Here is a 15,240-nt window from a genome sequence, read left to right on the forward strand (position 1 = left end):
TTCATAAGAATTTTATTAATAAATTACTGATATAGTTAAATTTTTATTAATTTAGAGTGTTTTTACAGTGATAAGTTAAGTACGGTTCTTTATGACAAGCACAGTGGTACATATTGTGGATATAACGATGAAGATGAGCTTAAAAAAGATAGCAAAAGCACTATTAATTACGACGTTTAGTAGTGCCATGTTGATGACCACAGCCCACGCAAACAATCCACCACCTACTATCAAGGCAGATGCACCCAATCGTTATATCGTGAAAAAAGGCGATACATTATGGGATATCTCAGGTCGTTATCTAGATAGCCCTTGGCGCTGGAAAGAAATTTGGGCTACTAATAAACAAATTAAAAATCCAAACCTTATTTACCCTAATGATGTTCTTATCCTTTGTGTGATTCAAGGTAAAACGCTAATTGGTGTTGATACAGGTGAAGGTTGTGCTGGCGTTGAAAAGCAGCTCACTGGGAATGTAAGTACAAGTAGAGTAGCTCTTACCTCGACGGCTAACAGTGTTCCTCCTATTCCATTATCTGCTATTCAGCATTGGCTTGATAAAACGCTTATCGTTAATCCTCAAGACTTTAATACCACGCCTTATATTTTGGCTTCTAAAAACCGTAACTTGATTACTGCGAGCGGTGATAAAGTCTATGCTAAAGGCGTTCCGCTTATCGTAGGTCAGCGTTACGGCGTCTACCGTGAGGGTGAGCTATATGTAGATCCTAAAACGCAAGAAGTGATGGGTTTAGAAGTTACGCAGGTAGCGACAGGACTAGTAACTTCTACAGAAAGTAATGGTGTGACTAGCTTGCAGCTTATTGATAGCTATGGCAAAGAAGTGCGTGAAGGGGATCGCGTCTTTGTAGAGTTAGACAACGCTATTCCTCCTGTCTTTTATCCAACGCCTGCAAGTGTCAGTCGCGGCGGTATGATCGTACGTGTGATGGACTCTATCAGCTCGGCTGCGAAGGGTAGTGTGGTCGCCATCAATTTAGGTAGCTTACAAGGTGCTAAGCCAGGTGATGTGCTGACGGTTTATCAAAAAGGACCTTTGGTACGTGATACTAAAGACAATGACACACCAGTACGTTTACCAAACGAGCCTAGCGGTATGGTAATGGTTTTCAATACCTTTGACCACATCAGCTATGCTTATGTACTAGACTCTGAGCTACCACTTAATATTGGCGATCAGTTATTACCACCCCCTTATTTATAAATAGCTATAAGGCTTTATTAAGCAATATATTAAACTAAATACTAATCTAAGCTTGCCTATACGAGACAGATGACAATGACGGCAGTCACCTCTTCTTTATCCGACGATCAGCGCGCTATCTTAGCGCTGTGGTACGAGGTGAATGCGTCATTATCTGCTTATCACAAACTGATCACTTCTTTCGGTTATCCGCAGCTTGCTTGGCAAGCTAAAGTAGAGGCATGGAAGCAACTAGGTATTCACCACACCCATCTCAAACGTCATGAACAGCCAGAGCAAACACTCGCCAATATCGATAAGATTCAGCAAGCATTGATAGATGGGCGTTATGGCTTGCTATTCGCTGATGACGCCGATTATCCTACCCAACTCTCACAAATCTACGACCCGCCGCCATTATTATTTTATCGTGGGAACAGCGCGCGCCTACATCAAGCGCAAATCGCTATAGTAGGTAGCCGAAAACCCACCGCGCATGCGCAAAAAATCACGTTTGATATGGCGCAGTACTTAGCGCAAGCAGGCTATATCATTACTAGCGGTCTGGCTATGGGTGTGGATAAACGCGCACATTTAGGCGCATTAGCACAGGCAGACCCTGACTATCAGGGACGGACGGTTGGTGTAATGGGTACAGGGATCGATGTGAACTATCCCAATCATCGAGATCAGTTATTTACTCAAATTGTTGAGCAAGGTGGCTGCATTATTAGTGAGCTATTACCACACACTCAGCCGCATAAACATACTTTTCCGCGTCGCAATCGTTTGGTAGCTGGGCTGAGTCTTGCGACCATCGTAACGGAAGCGACAATCAAAAGCGGCTCACTTATCACAGCACGTCTCACCTCTGAACAAGGCAAACAGGTCTTTGCTATTCCTAGTCATATTGATAACAGTAATGCAGAGGGTTGCCATCATTTAATACGTGAAGGTGCGACCTTGGTTTATCATCCTCAGCAAGTACTAGAGGACGTCAATGGTCAGCTTGATTACGATAAGGGCGCTGATAGAACAGCGAACGCTACTACTTTCAATAGCAATCACTCGAATATCACTCAGACTTCTGAAGCGATAGAGACAAGCTCAATCAAATCTACTAGCCAGCAACCATCCTCTGAGATAAAACCTGCGCGCAGCACAGTCGTTGTGCCTGAGCATTTAACTGCAATCTATGAGCAGCTTGACTGGCATGGGCAAGATTTAGATGCGCTTATTAGTGCAACCAAGCTTGCACCGCCGCAGTTGATTGGACAGCTAATGGAGCTTGAGTTAATGGGTCTTATCAGCGAACAAGGTGGACGATATTTGCGCGTTTAAAGTATCGTAAATATTCCTTATTGGACACTGGCATAGATAGCACTTAATTATAGACTCTCCTAGACAATATCTCTCTTGTGGTATTATTAGAATTTACTTCTACGAACCATTTAAGTCATGAGCCAACCTACACCTCTTATTACTAATTCAGCCACTCAAGCTGCTAAGTGGCTGAAAGAAGGGCAACTGCTCGCGTATCCTACAGAAAGCGTTTGGGGTATTGGTTGCGACCCTTATGACCAAGCAGCTGTTCAGCGTATTTTGGATATCAAAAAACGTCCACAAGCCAAAGGCATGATAGTCGTCACTGATAGTGTGTCTCGCTTAACACCTTTGCTAGCCTCTTTAGACGATGTCCAGCGCCAGCAGGTTATTGATAGTTGGCAGACAGACGGTAGCGGAGATAAACAGCAAAATCGCCAAGCACATACTTGGTTATTACCAATTCCTCAGCCGCTTGCGAGCACTGTACCCACTTGGATTACCGGCCAGCATCAGACTATTGCTGTTCGAGTTATCTCGCACCCTACAGTTCGTCAGCTTTGCCAGCAGATGGTCAGTGAAGAGAACCCATTTGGGCTATTAGTTTCTACAAGCTGTAACCCATCAGGGCAGTTGCCTGCTAGCACTTTTGATGCCGCCTATGCTTATTTTGATGAGCAAATTGGTTATTTGCAGGGCGATACATTGGGTTATACCTTACCTAGCCAAATTCGTGACGCAACGACAGGTTTCGTCGTTCGATAGCGCTCTCTATAAAAACTCTTAAACTTCTCAGATGCGATTGCTTGCAATGCAAAGTGATAGGTGTTGCTGTGCCTTGTTTATGTGAGCATTTATAAATTAACCATCTGCTAGCTTGCCTATTTTTCTACTTTCCTTTACCAAAAGCATGTAAAAGTCGTTTTGATAAAAACCACAAAAAAGTAGACGATGGTTATAACGGTCTGGTTTTTATTGAACGATAAGTACTTCAACAATAAGCAACTCAACGATAAGTCATAGTGGTGATATTTGAGGCATATAGGGAGTAGGGTATGAATGTTTTGATTAGTGGCGGTTCAGGGTTTTTGGGAAGTGCGTTTAGCCGAGAGTTAATGGCACGGTCTCGCGCGCAAAATAAAGACGTGGCGATTACTTGGCTAACTCGTAATAGCGGCCAACCACATCCCGATGATATCAATATGATGACTTATGACGAGCTTGCGATGTCTGATATGAGTTTTGATGTCATACTGAATTTAGCAGGTGCTGGGATTGCTGACTCTCGTTGGAGCGATGAGCGAAAAGAACAGTTGATGGCGAGCCGTATCAAACCTACTCAGTCGATATTGGAATTTATAGCACGTGCTAGCACCAAACCAAAGTTATTGGTGAGCGGATCAGCAATCGGCTGGTATGGTACGCAAGGTGACAAGCCACTGACTGAAAACAGCGATTATGAGACAGACTTTGCTCATACATTATGTGATGAATGGGAGCAATTAGCACTTAAAGCAACTGATCACGATGTTCCTGTAGCTATCGTCAGAACAGGTGTAGTCATCCATCCTGAAGGTGGTATGGTGGCTAAATTATTACTACCCTTTAAATTTGGTGTCGGTGGTCAGTTGGGTAATGGACAGCAAATCATGAGCTGGATCAGCCGTGAAGATTGGGTCAATGCGGTTATCTTTATTATTGAGCAGCAGCTTAAACTTACTAACGACTCAGACGTTAATCACATCGAAAGTTTAGCCCAAGATAATGCACCTATTAGTGACAGCACTATCAAGACTGCAAGCGGTACCGTAAATGATACACATATAGTCGTATATAACCTTACTGCTCCGAATCCTGTGACCAATCATACTTTTACCAAAGCACTTGGTTCGTGGCTACATCGTCCCACATTTTTTACTTTACCAGAGTTTTTGCTCAAGCTAATGTTTGGCGAAATGTCGACATTACTTATCGATGGTCAAAAAGTGCTGCCACAAGCGCTATTGGATGCAGGTTATTCGTTCAAACACTCAACACTGCAGCAAGCATTAGAAAACCAAGAATAGTTATATGGGTTTTGTTTCATGTGAAACATCACAAAATATCTTTTGATAATCAATTACTGAACCGTATTTATGTTTGAGGGTAGTCCATGCGTTACGCATTTTTCTTCACCATCTTTCTGCTATTACAGTTATTTAGCTTAGGTACAGTATTAAGTATACAGTGGTGGCTCCAGCCTTGGATAACGCTAACATTGCAAACGACGATATGGACCAGTGTATTTATTATTACTAATGGTCTATTAGTATTGAGCGTAAAAAGAGCATTTGCTAACAGTTATCGCTGGGTTAGCGGGTGGATGCTAGTCATGCATTTTATGATACTGACGGCGTTGGCAGTGAGTCTACTCTACGGAGGGTATCTACTAGTAATTTCTTTATCAGGCACTACGTTGCACCAATCGAATGAGATGACTATAGGGCTAAGAGTACTAGCGCTATTCCTATTTATAGGACTATTCATTTATTCATTATATAGTGCCTATGCTCCTGTTATACGCAAGCTCTCTATCAGTATAGATAAACCTTTAACCAAGCCACTACGCATTGCAGTCGCTAGTGATTTGCATATAGGTCGATTATTTGGTGTGAGAGCCATAGATAGATTGCAACAACTTATGATTCGCTCTGGTGCAGATATGCTGCTGATGCCAGGGGACATTATGGATGATAATACAGATGCCTTTAATGAATATCATATGGAGCAAAACTTGGCAGAATTGTGCCGTAGTCTGCCACGTGGTGTTTATGCGACATTGGGTAATCATGATTTATATGGTCACGAGCGACCTATCAGCGAAGCGCTGCAAAATGCAGGTATACAGTTGTTAAACGATGAGGTGCTCTGTATCGAGCATGAAGGTCAACCAATATGGCTAGTTGGACGTTTCGATAATCATAAACGTCAACGTGTAGCAACTACCAATCTACTTGCGCAAGTAGATACGTCGCAGCCAGTGATATTATTAGACCATAGACCGAGTGATATAGATAATCACAGTCAATTACCTATAGACTTACAAGTCTCGGGACATACCCACAACGGTCAAGTATTTCCCGCTAATTTCATCGTCAATGCTATTAATCGTTTGGGTTATGGCTATGAGCAGATTGGTAAAGGACACTTCGTCGTGTCCTCTGGCTATGGTTTTTGGGGCATTCCGTTTCGATTAGGATCGCGCTCAGAGATTTGGTTGATTACGCTATCTGGCAATACAAATTAATTAGTTATACAAATCAATAATTAGCCAGCAAGCGGTCTATGCAGCTAACCGCGATTGTGTACTGATGATCTCACGTACAAAGCTGCTAAACCCATGAATGATATTGTTTGTTTCTTGTCCAAGACCTTGGTGAACACTCATAAAATGAATAAAGCCATGTGGTGCACCAAGCACAGTATAGGTCTCTACAGCAACGCCGTAACCTTTCAGCTGCTTTGCATAAGCAAATGCCTCATCACGTAATACATCGAGCTCAGAAGCTACAATGTAAGTTGGGCAAACTTTACTATTATCACCTAGCATAGGTGAGTTCAATATATGTAGGCGAGGCAGTGGGCTATTCTCTAGGCAAGCAGCATCAAATACTGCTACATCAGCATGATCTAATAGTAGACCTTCACCGTATAGCTCCCAACTTGGATAATCTGTCTCAATATCAGTGACTGGATACAAAGGCATCTGCGCTAGAGGTTCGGGTAGTTTTTCTAATAGATTAAACATTTTCTGTCCATCTATCCCTAAGTCTGCCCATGCGCTTTTGCTCGGTGCAGTCAGTTGCTGCGCAATTAAAGTTGATAGACCACCACCTGCGCTATCACCAGCCAATACAATACGAGAGGGTAACGCACCCAATGTGTGACAGTGATCAACCAACCAATCATACGCAGTGATACAGTCTTTTAATGCTGCTGGAGCAGGGCATTCAGGCGCTAAGCGATAATCTACACTAACCACAGACCAGCCAGTCTGCTCACAGACTGCATGACAGAACTCATGATGTGTATCGACATCACCAATGCAGAACCCGCCACCATGAAAAAACAGCATGACTGTTTCATCAGGATTATGAATACGTTTTCTTCTAAAACCAGATTTTTTGCCGCCGGCTTTATAACAACGGACAGTCATGTCGCCATCATCAGCATTGGCAATCGTTTCATCTTTCCAACTAACAGGTGAATCATTTTTTTTAGTGAAGGGCTTTATATTGCTTAGCATAGTAGTACTGGCTTGTTGCCATACTCTAGGTGATTGCATGGCTACCGCATCAGCAGTAAATCTCTCACGCAACTCCGGCATTGGAGTTAGTTCTAACGGTGTTTTGAGGTAGCTATTTACTGCAAAGATGAGACGCAGGTGAGCGTTTGCATGCAGATATTGTTTTGAATTAGGGCCTTTAAGGTAACCAATTACCCCTTCTAAAATAGGGTCTGGTAAGTAGCCCAGACTTTTCATTGCATAGTGCAATGTATGCGACTGATAGTTTGCTACAGGGTTGTAAGCAAGTATTTTCTCTTTAACGCTCAGACGTTTTTCTGATGAGTTATACGTTTGTGCATCTTGGTTCGATGACTCTTTTGACGCTAGGTGTTCTTTTGACGCTAAGTGCAATGTCATCAATGCTTTATTAAGCAAAGTATTGATAGATAAATTTTTTGAATTAGACATAACAGCTCTCATAAATGATTTTTAGCGTGCATTTGAGTGTAGGCGATAATATTTATAGCAATGATAAAATAGCTATCAGGGTAATAGGGTATCGTTTGGTAATAGCTTGATTAATAAGCGTAAAGTAATTGAAATAAATAGCGGTTTTTTGTTCTTTTTGTGAATGAATATTGAGATTTATTGACAGGGAACAAAAACGTTAGATGCATTTCTTTAATCAGACTTCACTAATATTTGTCATAAATGGTAAAAATTCCTTTGCTCTAGGCTTGAAATTTGTCCTTATCACCTTTATCAAGCAGCTATTGAAGCGTATTAAAAAAAACAATGAGTCAGAATCATCGAGTATTTAATAATGGCATAGTATGACCAGTAATTATTCGGTCTACTGTGCCGTCTCTTAATCTTCATTATTGAAATTCCAAGGAGCTATCATGAGCGAGCAAAACCCGAACCACGAAAATCTTGACCAAAATGTGGCACATGAGAATATTGATCACAATGACAGTATCTTAGAAGAAACCATGAAAGAGTTTGATCCACAGAATAATTCAGGTGAAGAAACGACTATCGAAAACGAAATCAACCTTGATACTTTCAAAGCGCGTATTGCTGAGCTAGAAGGCGAAGTAAAGCAAGCCAAAGAAGGTACTGCACGCGCTAATGCTGAAGCTTACAATGCGCAAAAGCGCATGGAGCAAGAAGCGGATAAAAGCAAAAAGTTTGCACTACAGAAATTTGCTAAAGAATTGTTAGACATCGTTGACAACTTAGAGCGCGCTATCGAAAATGCCGATGCAAATGATCCAGTCGCTGAGGGTGTGCAATTAACGCACAAAGCATTGGTAGCAGTATTGACTAAAAACGGCGTAGAAGTGGTCGATCCCCAAGGCGAAAAATTCAACGCTGACTTCCATGAAGCAGTGGGTATTGACCCAGAAGCAGCGGCAGATACAGTTGGTACGGTCTTACAAAAAGGCTATAGCCTAAACGGTCGTCTATTACGTCCAGCTATGGTTCGTGTTGGTCAGTAATATTTTTAGGGCTAAACCCTACTAATATGAAGGTTTTTCACAAAAAATGACATGAAACACAGTTTTTGCGTGATTATCGCCTTGAAAAATACGACGGGTAAACCGATATATAGCAACAAGTGACCGACTACGGTCTAGATAAATAAGTATTTATAGTTAAAAACAAATTAGGAGCAATTGATTATGGGTAAAGTAATTGGTATTGATTTAGGTACTACTAACTCGTGTGTAGCAGTAATGGAAGGTGACAAAGTTAAAGTCATCGAAAATGCTGAAGGTACTCGTACAACACCATCGATCGTCGCTTATAAAGACGACGAAACGCTTGTTGGTCAGTCAGCTAAGCGTCAAGCAGTAACAAACCCAAGCAACACTTTGTTTGCGATCAAGCGTTTGATCGGTCGTCGTTTTGATGACAAAGTCGTGCAAAAAGATATCGGTATGGTTCCTTACAAAATCGCTAAAGCAGACAACGGCGATGCGTGGGTAGAAATCAACGGTAAAAAGCTTGCGCCACCACAGGTTTCTGCTGAAATCTTGAAAAAAATGAAAAAAACAGCAGAAGACTATCTTGGTGAGAGCGTGACTGAAGCGGTTGTAACTGTACCTGCTTACTTCAATGACTCACAGCGTCAAGCAACTAAAGATGCGGGTAAAATTGCTGGTCTTGATGTAAAACGTATCATCAATGAGCCAACTGCTGCTGCACTTGCTTATGGTATGGACAAGAAGCAGGGCGATAGCACTGTTGCTGTATATGACTTGGGCGGTGGTACTTTCGATATCTCAATCATCGAAATCGCAGACGTAGATGGTGAGCAACAATTCGAAGTACTAGCAACCAACGGTGATACTTTCCTAGGTGGTGAAGACTTTGACTCAGCATTGATTGATTTCTTAGTTGCTGAATTCAAAAAAGAGCAAGACGTGAACCTAAAAGGTGACTCTCTTGCGATGCAGCGTCTAAAAGAAGCGGCAGAAAAAGCGAAGATTGAGCTATCAAGTGCACAAAGCACTGAAGTAAACTTGCCATACATCACTGCTGATAGCAGTGGTCCTAAGCATTTGGTTGTAACTATCAGCCGCTCTAAACTTGAGAGCCTAACTGAAGAGCTAGTACAACGTACAATGGGTCCTTGTAAGACTGCACTTGAAGATGCTGGCCTAAAAATTGGCGACATCAACGATGTAATCTTGGTCGGTGGTCAGACTCGTATGCCACTAGTACAGCAAAAAGTACAAGACTTCTTCGGTCAAGAGCCACGTAAAGACGTGAACCCTGATGAAGCAGTTGCAGCTGGTGCAGCGATTCAAGGTGCTGTATTGTCTGGTGACAAAACTGACGTATTACTACTTGATGTAACGCCATTGACTCTAGGTATCGAAACGATGGGCGGTGTCATGACACCAGTTATCGAGAAAAACACCATGATTCCTACTAAGAAATCACAGGTATTCTCAACGGCTGAAGACAACCAGCCAGCTGTAACGATTCAGGTATATCAAGGTGAGCGTAAAATCGCTAACCAAAACAAAATGCTTGGTCGTTTTGACTTGACGGATATTCCACCAGCACCACGTGGCCTACCGCAAATTGAAGTGTCTTTTGACATCAATGCTGATGGCATCATGAACATCTCTGCAACCGATAAAGGTACTGGTAAAGCACAAAGTATCCAAATCAAAGCGGATTCTGGTTTGTCGGACGAAGAAGTCGAACAAATGGTTCGCGATGCAGAAGCCAATGCTGCTGAAGATGAGAAGTTCGCTAACCTAGCGCAAGTTCGTAACGAAGCAGATGGTCGTATCCATGCCGTACAAAAAGCGCTAAAAGAAGCAGAAGATAAAGTCACTGATGAAGAAAAATCAACAGTAGAATCTGCTATCACTGAGCTTGAAGCTGCAGCGAAAGAAGATGACCATGACGAAATCAAAGCTAAGCTTGAAGCATTAGACAATGCATTCTTGCCAATCAGCCAAAAAATCTATGCTGATAGCGGCGCTGGTGCAGAAGGTATGGATCCAAGCCAGTTCCAACAAGGTGCTGACGATGCTGGTAGCAACAAAGCTGATGACGACGTCGTTGATGCTGAGTTCACTGAAGTAGACGAAGACAAAAAATAATACCAAATCCAAAAATGCGATTAGCTACGTCAAACTCGCTTAGTCTACTTAATGTAGTACTTACGCTTGTTTTCCTTGCTACTCAAGTTTTTGAAAATGGTATAGTCAATACGAATCGATAAGTAGTTAAATTAAAAAACGCATCCTTCGGGGTGCGTTTTTTTATGGCTGCTATTTCTAAATGTTGTTATGCCTATTAGCCACAGTTCCTACTAGCCACTATTTTTACTATCAGTTAATAAATTAAGTTTTAAACGCGCTCACTATTAGCACTTCATAGGTTAAATTAACCATGAGCTGTCCTGTTTCTTCCTTTTCTGAGAATTGCTGCCAATAGTCTGACTCAAATTGCTGTAAACGCGATTTTGTCCATATAAAGGTTCGGCTATCTTCTGATTTAACCTGAGTTTGATTGGTCGATACGCCGGTGAGTTTCATATGCTTTAAGATAGCGTAGGGGGTAGGAAATGGTAAATCAAAGCGCTGAATTGAGAGTTTGATATTCTCAAAGCCAGCACTATCTAATGCCAATTGCCATTCATCAATATCTGGGTAGTGAAGTCCTTGGCCAGTGAGAGTCTTAATTTGCAAAAAGTTATTTGGTGTAAAAGTACTAAAAACTAGCTGGCCTCCAGATTGTAAACGCTGCGCTGATTGTGTGATGAAACTCAACGGACTATCAAACCATTGCACGGCATTGGCACTAACTATCAAGCTATGATTTTCTGCTAAATTTATCGTTTCAGCATCGCCAATCATTACGTCAGCAGTTGGCAGTATTGATTGCAATGTAGCCGTCTGCTCATTACATAACTCATTAATAAGCCAATACTGGCTTTGAATATGATCAGCGAGTAGGCGTGTCATTTGACCTGTACCTGCCCCCACTTCTAGCACACTGGCTTGTTCGGTATTAGCGATACTGTCTAATAAATAATGACAAACAGTCTGTTGAACATTGGCATGCTGGTCATAGTCACTTGCATTGGCAAAGTGGCGAGCGATGGTTTGTTTTCTAACACTGAGGTCATCAGCTGTGTCGAGTGTTGTCATAGGCTTTATTATGTCCGAGTGCGCCAGTTATCTATCGATAGTAGGAGTAAATTCTGTGTTAAACGATAAGCTTACAACTGCTGTATCAGTCGCTCGCAGTCTTCGTTAGTTAGTTTGGCATTCATAACTAAGCGAATACGAGCAGTATTTGTAGGCACAGTAGGTGGCCTGATAGGCAGCGCGTAAAATCCAGCGGCTTGCAACTGTTGCGCTTTGGCAAGGGTACTTGCATTATCGCCTAATATATAAGGAACGATAGGGGACTGGTAGTATATCTCTTGCAAGGTTGGCGATACACGGTGCCGTGGGTCAATGGCTTGACTAAGCGTAGTAGATAACTGTGCTAGATGCACACGTTGGTCAGTTAAAGCCGGCATCTTTGCTAAAATAAATCGTGTCCATGCATGGTTTATCGGAGGGAGTGCGGTACTAAAAATCAGTGGGCGCATGGCATTGATCAGCCATTGTTTGACGACCTCATCACACATTATATAAGCACCAACTGAAGCAAATGCTTTCCCAAAGGTACCCACCAAGTAGTCAATATCCGCCAAGGTATTTGTTTCTTCTGCCAATCCTAGACCTGTATCGCCAAGCACTCCAACAGCATGTGCTTCATCGACATACAGCTCAATACGAGCATCTTTGGATTTTAATTGTACTAGTTCAGGCAAGTCAGCACGGTCACCATCCATACTAAATATACTCTCGGTAACAATAATGATGCGTTCAAACGTCTCGTCTGCTTGTTCAATAAACTTGGCTAAATGTCCGTAATCATTGTGACGGTAACGACGATAGGTAACAAGTTTACTTTGGCTTAGGCGCATCCCATCGATAATGCTGGCATGTACTAGCTTGTCAGCCAAAATGAGAGTTTTGACTGGCAAAGTTGTTAATGCTGGCAAGATACCTAGGTTGGCGTGATAGCCACTGTTCAACACCAGCACCGACTTTGAATCGGTTAAACTCTGTTTCTCTATGGCACTGTGATACCAGTTTTGCAGTTCTTCTTCTAGAGCTTCTAACTGTATATCGTTGCCTGTCAGTAGGCGTGAGGAAGTGGCACTCATTTTAGGAGTGTGCGTAGTAGATAGCTGTCCCACCTGAGCAAGAAACTCAGCTTGCATCTCGGTATCGCCGCCTAAGCCAAGATAGTCGTTACTCGCAATATTGAGTAAAGCCTTACCTTTGCTAATAACGTATCGTCCGTCATGCTGCATGTTTGGTAATTGACGATACTGCTGCTTTGCTTTTAAGTCTGCAAGTGCGCTTTGCAAACGCTCAGTGATAGAATTTTGCATTTTTTCTCTCTAATTATTGTTATATCAGCCATGTTTAGCCAATTTGTCTAGCAAGAAAGCTGTGAAATGAGTACGAATTATTGCATAAACTGGGTGGATGTAACAAAAGGTTTCATATCTAGGCCTTTGTAACCCACACACTGATAAACGCTTTCAATTCTTAACTCTCATACCATTAAACACTGACAGAGTGTCTGAAATAGTTTGTTACTATGTATTCATCGTTAGCAGATAAGGCGATAGGGCCACAAGGCCAATATAAATAAATAACTTGTCTGTCCAAATTTCTTTCAAGGAGCTAATAATGAAAACTCTACAAAAAACAATACTTGCACTAGCAACTGGTTCTTTACTTTCTGTAGGTGCACAAGCTGCTGTTAACTATGGCAACGGCTACACAGGTCAGCCATACGTTGCTGCTAAAGTTGGTCAGTTCGATCTAGATGTTGATGGCGCTGATGACCCAACTGCATACGGTGTAACTGCTGGTTATAACTTTGATCCTAACTTCGGTATCGAAGCGGAATATGTAGGTTCAGATGATGCTGACTATAGAGGCGGCGACATCGATGCTAAAACATACGGCGCTTATGGTACTTACCGTTATGCATTCCCAAATAGTGGCTTATACGCAAAAGGTAAGCTAGGTGTTGCAAAAACTGAAGTAGAAGCTAACAACACTAACTTTGCTGGTGCTTCTGATTTCTCAGACGACGATACTAACATCGCTGGTGGTGTAGGCCTTGGTTACGCAGTAAACTCTGACTTCAGTGTTGAAGCTGAATATGACATGCTAGGTAGCGACGCTGATCTTATGACTGTTGGCGCACAGCTAAAATTCTAATGACTTAGAAAATAAGCTTTTAGCTAAACAGCTATAATAAAGAAACGATCACTTTAAGTGGTCGTTTTTTTTTGCTTAAAATTTATGATGAGGCTTTTAGGGTAATAATTTATAAGTAGCTCACCGATAATATATCATTATCGTTAAAGCGTTGTTATCCTTAAAAATGTGCTACATTAAAAACTGGAATGATAAAGATAGGAATGGTGGCAAGGATGGAGATACTTTGGATGATTGAACCTTGGCATTGGTTAGTATTAGGCTTCTTATTACTAATAGTCGAGATGTTTGTACCAACGTTTGCCAGTTTGTGGTTTGGTGCCGCTGCCATCATCGTTGCAGCGCTATCATGGTTGTTGCCTATTTCTGTCTCTGTTCAGATTATCGTCTGGTTAGTGCTCTCTGCTGTGTTTTTGCTGGCTTGGTTCAAGTTTATCAAACCGTTGTCAGTAGATCGTACCAAAGCTGGGCTAGGCGGTAGTGTCATAGTTGGTGAGGTCGGGATGATTATCGTGTCACCGCAGCTAGATAAAGCTGGCACAGTTAGATTTAGTGTTCCTATCGTTGGTGCGGCTGAATGGATGTGCCGTACGAGAGGGGAGCAGGTGGCAATCGGCGATAGAGTGGTAGTGACGGATATCGTGGGTAACGAGCTGATTGTGAGCAGTACAAAAGCGCAGGCAGCGATGCATAAAAGTATGCAGGTATAATAATAAGGGATGAGTTATGGAAAGCTTTAGTATTGTCATGGTGGTATTGATTGCACTGGTGGTATTCACCGTGTTTAAAGGCGTACGTATTGTACCGCAAGGTTATAAATGGGTAGTGCAGAGACTGGGCAAATATAGCCAAACGCTAGAGCCTGGACTCAACCTCATCATCCCTTATGTAGATGATGTGGCTTACAAGGTAACGACCAAAGACATCGTACTCGATATTCCATCACAAGAAGTCATTACTCGTGACAACGTTGTTATCATTGCAAACGCTGTCGCTTATATTAATATCGTGCGTCCTGATAAGGCGGTCTACGGTATCGAAGACTATGAGTACGGTATCCGTAATCTAGTACAGACGTCATTGCGTTCGATCATTGGTGAGATGGATCTTGATAGTGCATTGTCCAGTCGCGACGAGATCAAAACCAAGCTAAAACATGCAATTTCAGAAGACATCGCAGATTGGGGTATTACCCTTAAAACAGTAGAGATTCAAGATATTAATCCTTCGCAGACCATGCAAGCATCCATGGAAGAGCAAGCAGCGGCAGAACGTTTACGCCGTGCGACCGTGACCCGTGCTGATGGTCAAAAGCAAGCTGCTATCTTAGAAGCGGATGGTCGCTTGGAAGCGTCACGCCGTGATGCTGAAGCGCAGGTAGTACTAGCCAGAGGTTCTGAAGAGTCGATTCGTTTGATTACTAGTGCGATGGGCGAGGAAGAGATGCCGATCGTATACTTGCTGGGTGAGCAGTATATCAAAGCGATACGAGAGTTGGCTGAATCTGATAACTCCAAAATGGTAGTATTACCAGCAGATATCTTAAGCACTGTAAAAGGTATGGTCGGTGATAAATTAAAAGTGTAAAAAGTCATAGCAATATTAAAAAAAGACCTCGC

The 15,240-nt window shown here is 42.2% G+C and carries 13 protein-coding genes; 10 read left to right on the forward strand and 3 right to left on the reverse strand.

The window, feature by feature from the left end; genetic code table 11:
* Positions 1-127 precede the first annotated feature (127 nt).
* The 5 genes from V6252_RS08365 to V6252_RS08385 all read left to right on the forward strand — a co-directional run bounded on the left by V6252_RS08365 (position 128) and on the right by V6252_RS08385 (position 5,813).
* Positions 128-1,225, forward strand: a complete 1,098-nt coding sequence (locus V6252_RS08365) for a LysM peptidoglycan-binding domain-containing protein (protein WP_425355869.1) — start codon at positions 128-130, stop codon at positions 1,223-1,225.
* Between the two features lie 75 nt (positions 1,226-1,300).
* Positions 1,301-2,545 carry a DNA-processing protein DprA gene (gene dprA, locus V6252_RS08370; RefSeq protein WP_341610097.1) on the forward strand — a complete coding sequence of 415 codons (1,245 nt, stop codon included), beginning with the start codon at positions 1,301-1,303 and terminating at the stop codon, positions 2,543-2,545.
* 117 nt (positions 2,546-2,662) lie between these two features.
* Positions 2,663-3,292 (forward strand): L-threonylcarbamoyladenylate synthase, encoded by a 630-nt coding sequence (locus tag V6252_RS08375; protein WP_341610062.1) that lies wholly within the window; start codon positions 2,663-2,665, stop codon positions 3,290-3,292.
* 290 nt (positions 3,293-3,582) lie between these two features.
* Entirely contained in the window at positions 3,583-4,593 is a 1,011-nt protein-coding gene (locus tag V6252_RS08380; RefSeq protein WP_341610063.1) for a TIGR01777 family oxidoreductase, read from the forward strand.
* Positions 4,594-4,679: 86 nt separating this feature from the next.
* Positions 4,680-5,813, forward strand: coding sequence for a metallophosphoesterase (locus V6252_RS08385; RefSeq protein WP_341610064.1), 1,134 nt, complete (start codon positions 4,680-4,682; stop codon positions 5,811-5,813).
* A gap of 36 nt (positions 5,814-5,849) precedes the next feature.
* On the opposite strand, the gene V6252_RS08390 is transcribed toward V6252_RS08385, so the two are convergent.
* Positions 5,850-7,262 carry an alpha/beta hydrolase gene (locus V6252_RS08390; RefSeq protein WP_341610065.1) on the reverse strand — a complete coding sequence of 471 codons (1,413 nt, stop codon included), beginning with the start codon at positions 7,260-7,262 and terminating at the stop codon, positions 5,850-5,852.
* 434 nt (positions 7,263-7,696) lie between these two features.
* Here V6252_RS08390 and grpE point away from each other — a divergent pair, with 434 nt between their 5' ends.
* Both grpE and dnaK read left to right on the forward strand, forming a co-directional pair.
* The gene (grpE, locus tag V6252_RS08395; RefSeq protein WP_057762215.1) at positions 7,697-8,296 is read left to right on the forward strand and encodes a nucleotide exchange factor GrpE; all 600 of its coding nucleotides are present in this window, start codon (positions 7,697-7,699) and stop codon (positions 8,294-8,296) included.
* Between the two features lie 183 nt (positions 8,297-8,479).
* A complete protein-coding gene (gene dnaK, locus V6252_RS08400; RefSeq protein WP_057762214.1) occupies positions 8,480-10,420 on the forward strand; it encodes a molecular chaperone DnaK in 1,941 nt (646 codons plus the stop codon).
* A 243-nt stretch (positions 10,421-10,663) separates the two neighbouring features.
* Here dnaK and V6252_RS08405 read toward each other — a convergent pair whose 3' ends face one another.
* Both V6252_RS08405 and V6252_RS08410 read right to left on the reverse strand, forming a co-directional pair.
* The gene (locus V6252_RS08405; protein WP_341610066.1) at positions 10,664-11,473 is read right to left on the reverse strand and encodes a methyltransferase domain-containing protein; all 810 of its coding nucleotides are present in this window, start codon (positions 11,471-11,473) and stop codon (positions 10,664-10,666) included.
* 71 nt (positions 11,474-11,544) lie between these two features.
* Positions 11,545-12,777: an 8-amino-7-oxononanoate synthase gene (locus V6252_RS08410; RefSeq protein WP_341610067.1), complete on the reverse strand. Its 1,233-nt coding sequence runs from the start codon at positions 12,775-12,777 to the stop codon at positions 11,545-11,547.
* Positions 12,778-13,081: 304 nt separating this feature from the next.
* Between V6252_RS08410 and V6252_RS08415 the strand changes: the two genes are divergently transcribed.
* From V6252_RS08415 to V6252_RS08425, 3 genes are all read left to right on the forward strand, one after another.
* Complete coding sequence (locus V6252_RS08415) at positions 13,082-13,621, forward strand: porin family protein (protein WP_201547565.1); 540 nt, start codon at positions 13,082-13,084, stop codon at positions 13,619-13,621.
* A 230-nt stretch (positions 13,622-13,851) separates the two neighbouring features.
* Positions 13,852-14,331, forward strand: a complete 480-nt coding sequence (locus tag V6252_RS08420) for an NfeD family protein (RefSeq protein WP_057762204.1) — start codon at positions 13,852-13,854, stop codon at positions 14,329-14,331.
* Positions 14,332-14,347: 16 nt separating this feature from the next.
* The gene (locus V6252_RS08425) at positions 14,348-15,208 is read left to right on the forward strand and encodes an SPFH domain-containing protein (protein ID WP_057762202.1); all 861 of its coding nucleotides are present in this window, start codon (positions 14,348-14,350) and stop codon (positions 15,206-15,208) included.
* Positions 15,209-15,240: the final 32 nt, after the last annotated feature.

The organism is Psychrobacter proteolyticus (assembly GCF_038155145.1).
Lineage (GTDB): Bacteria > Pseudomonadota > Gammaproteobacteria > Pseudomonadales > Moraxellaceae > Psychrobacter > Psychrobacter proteolyticus_B.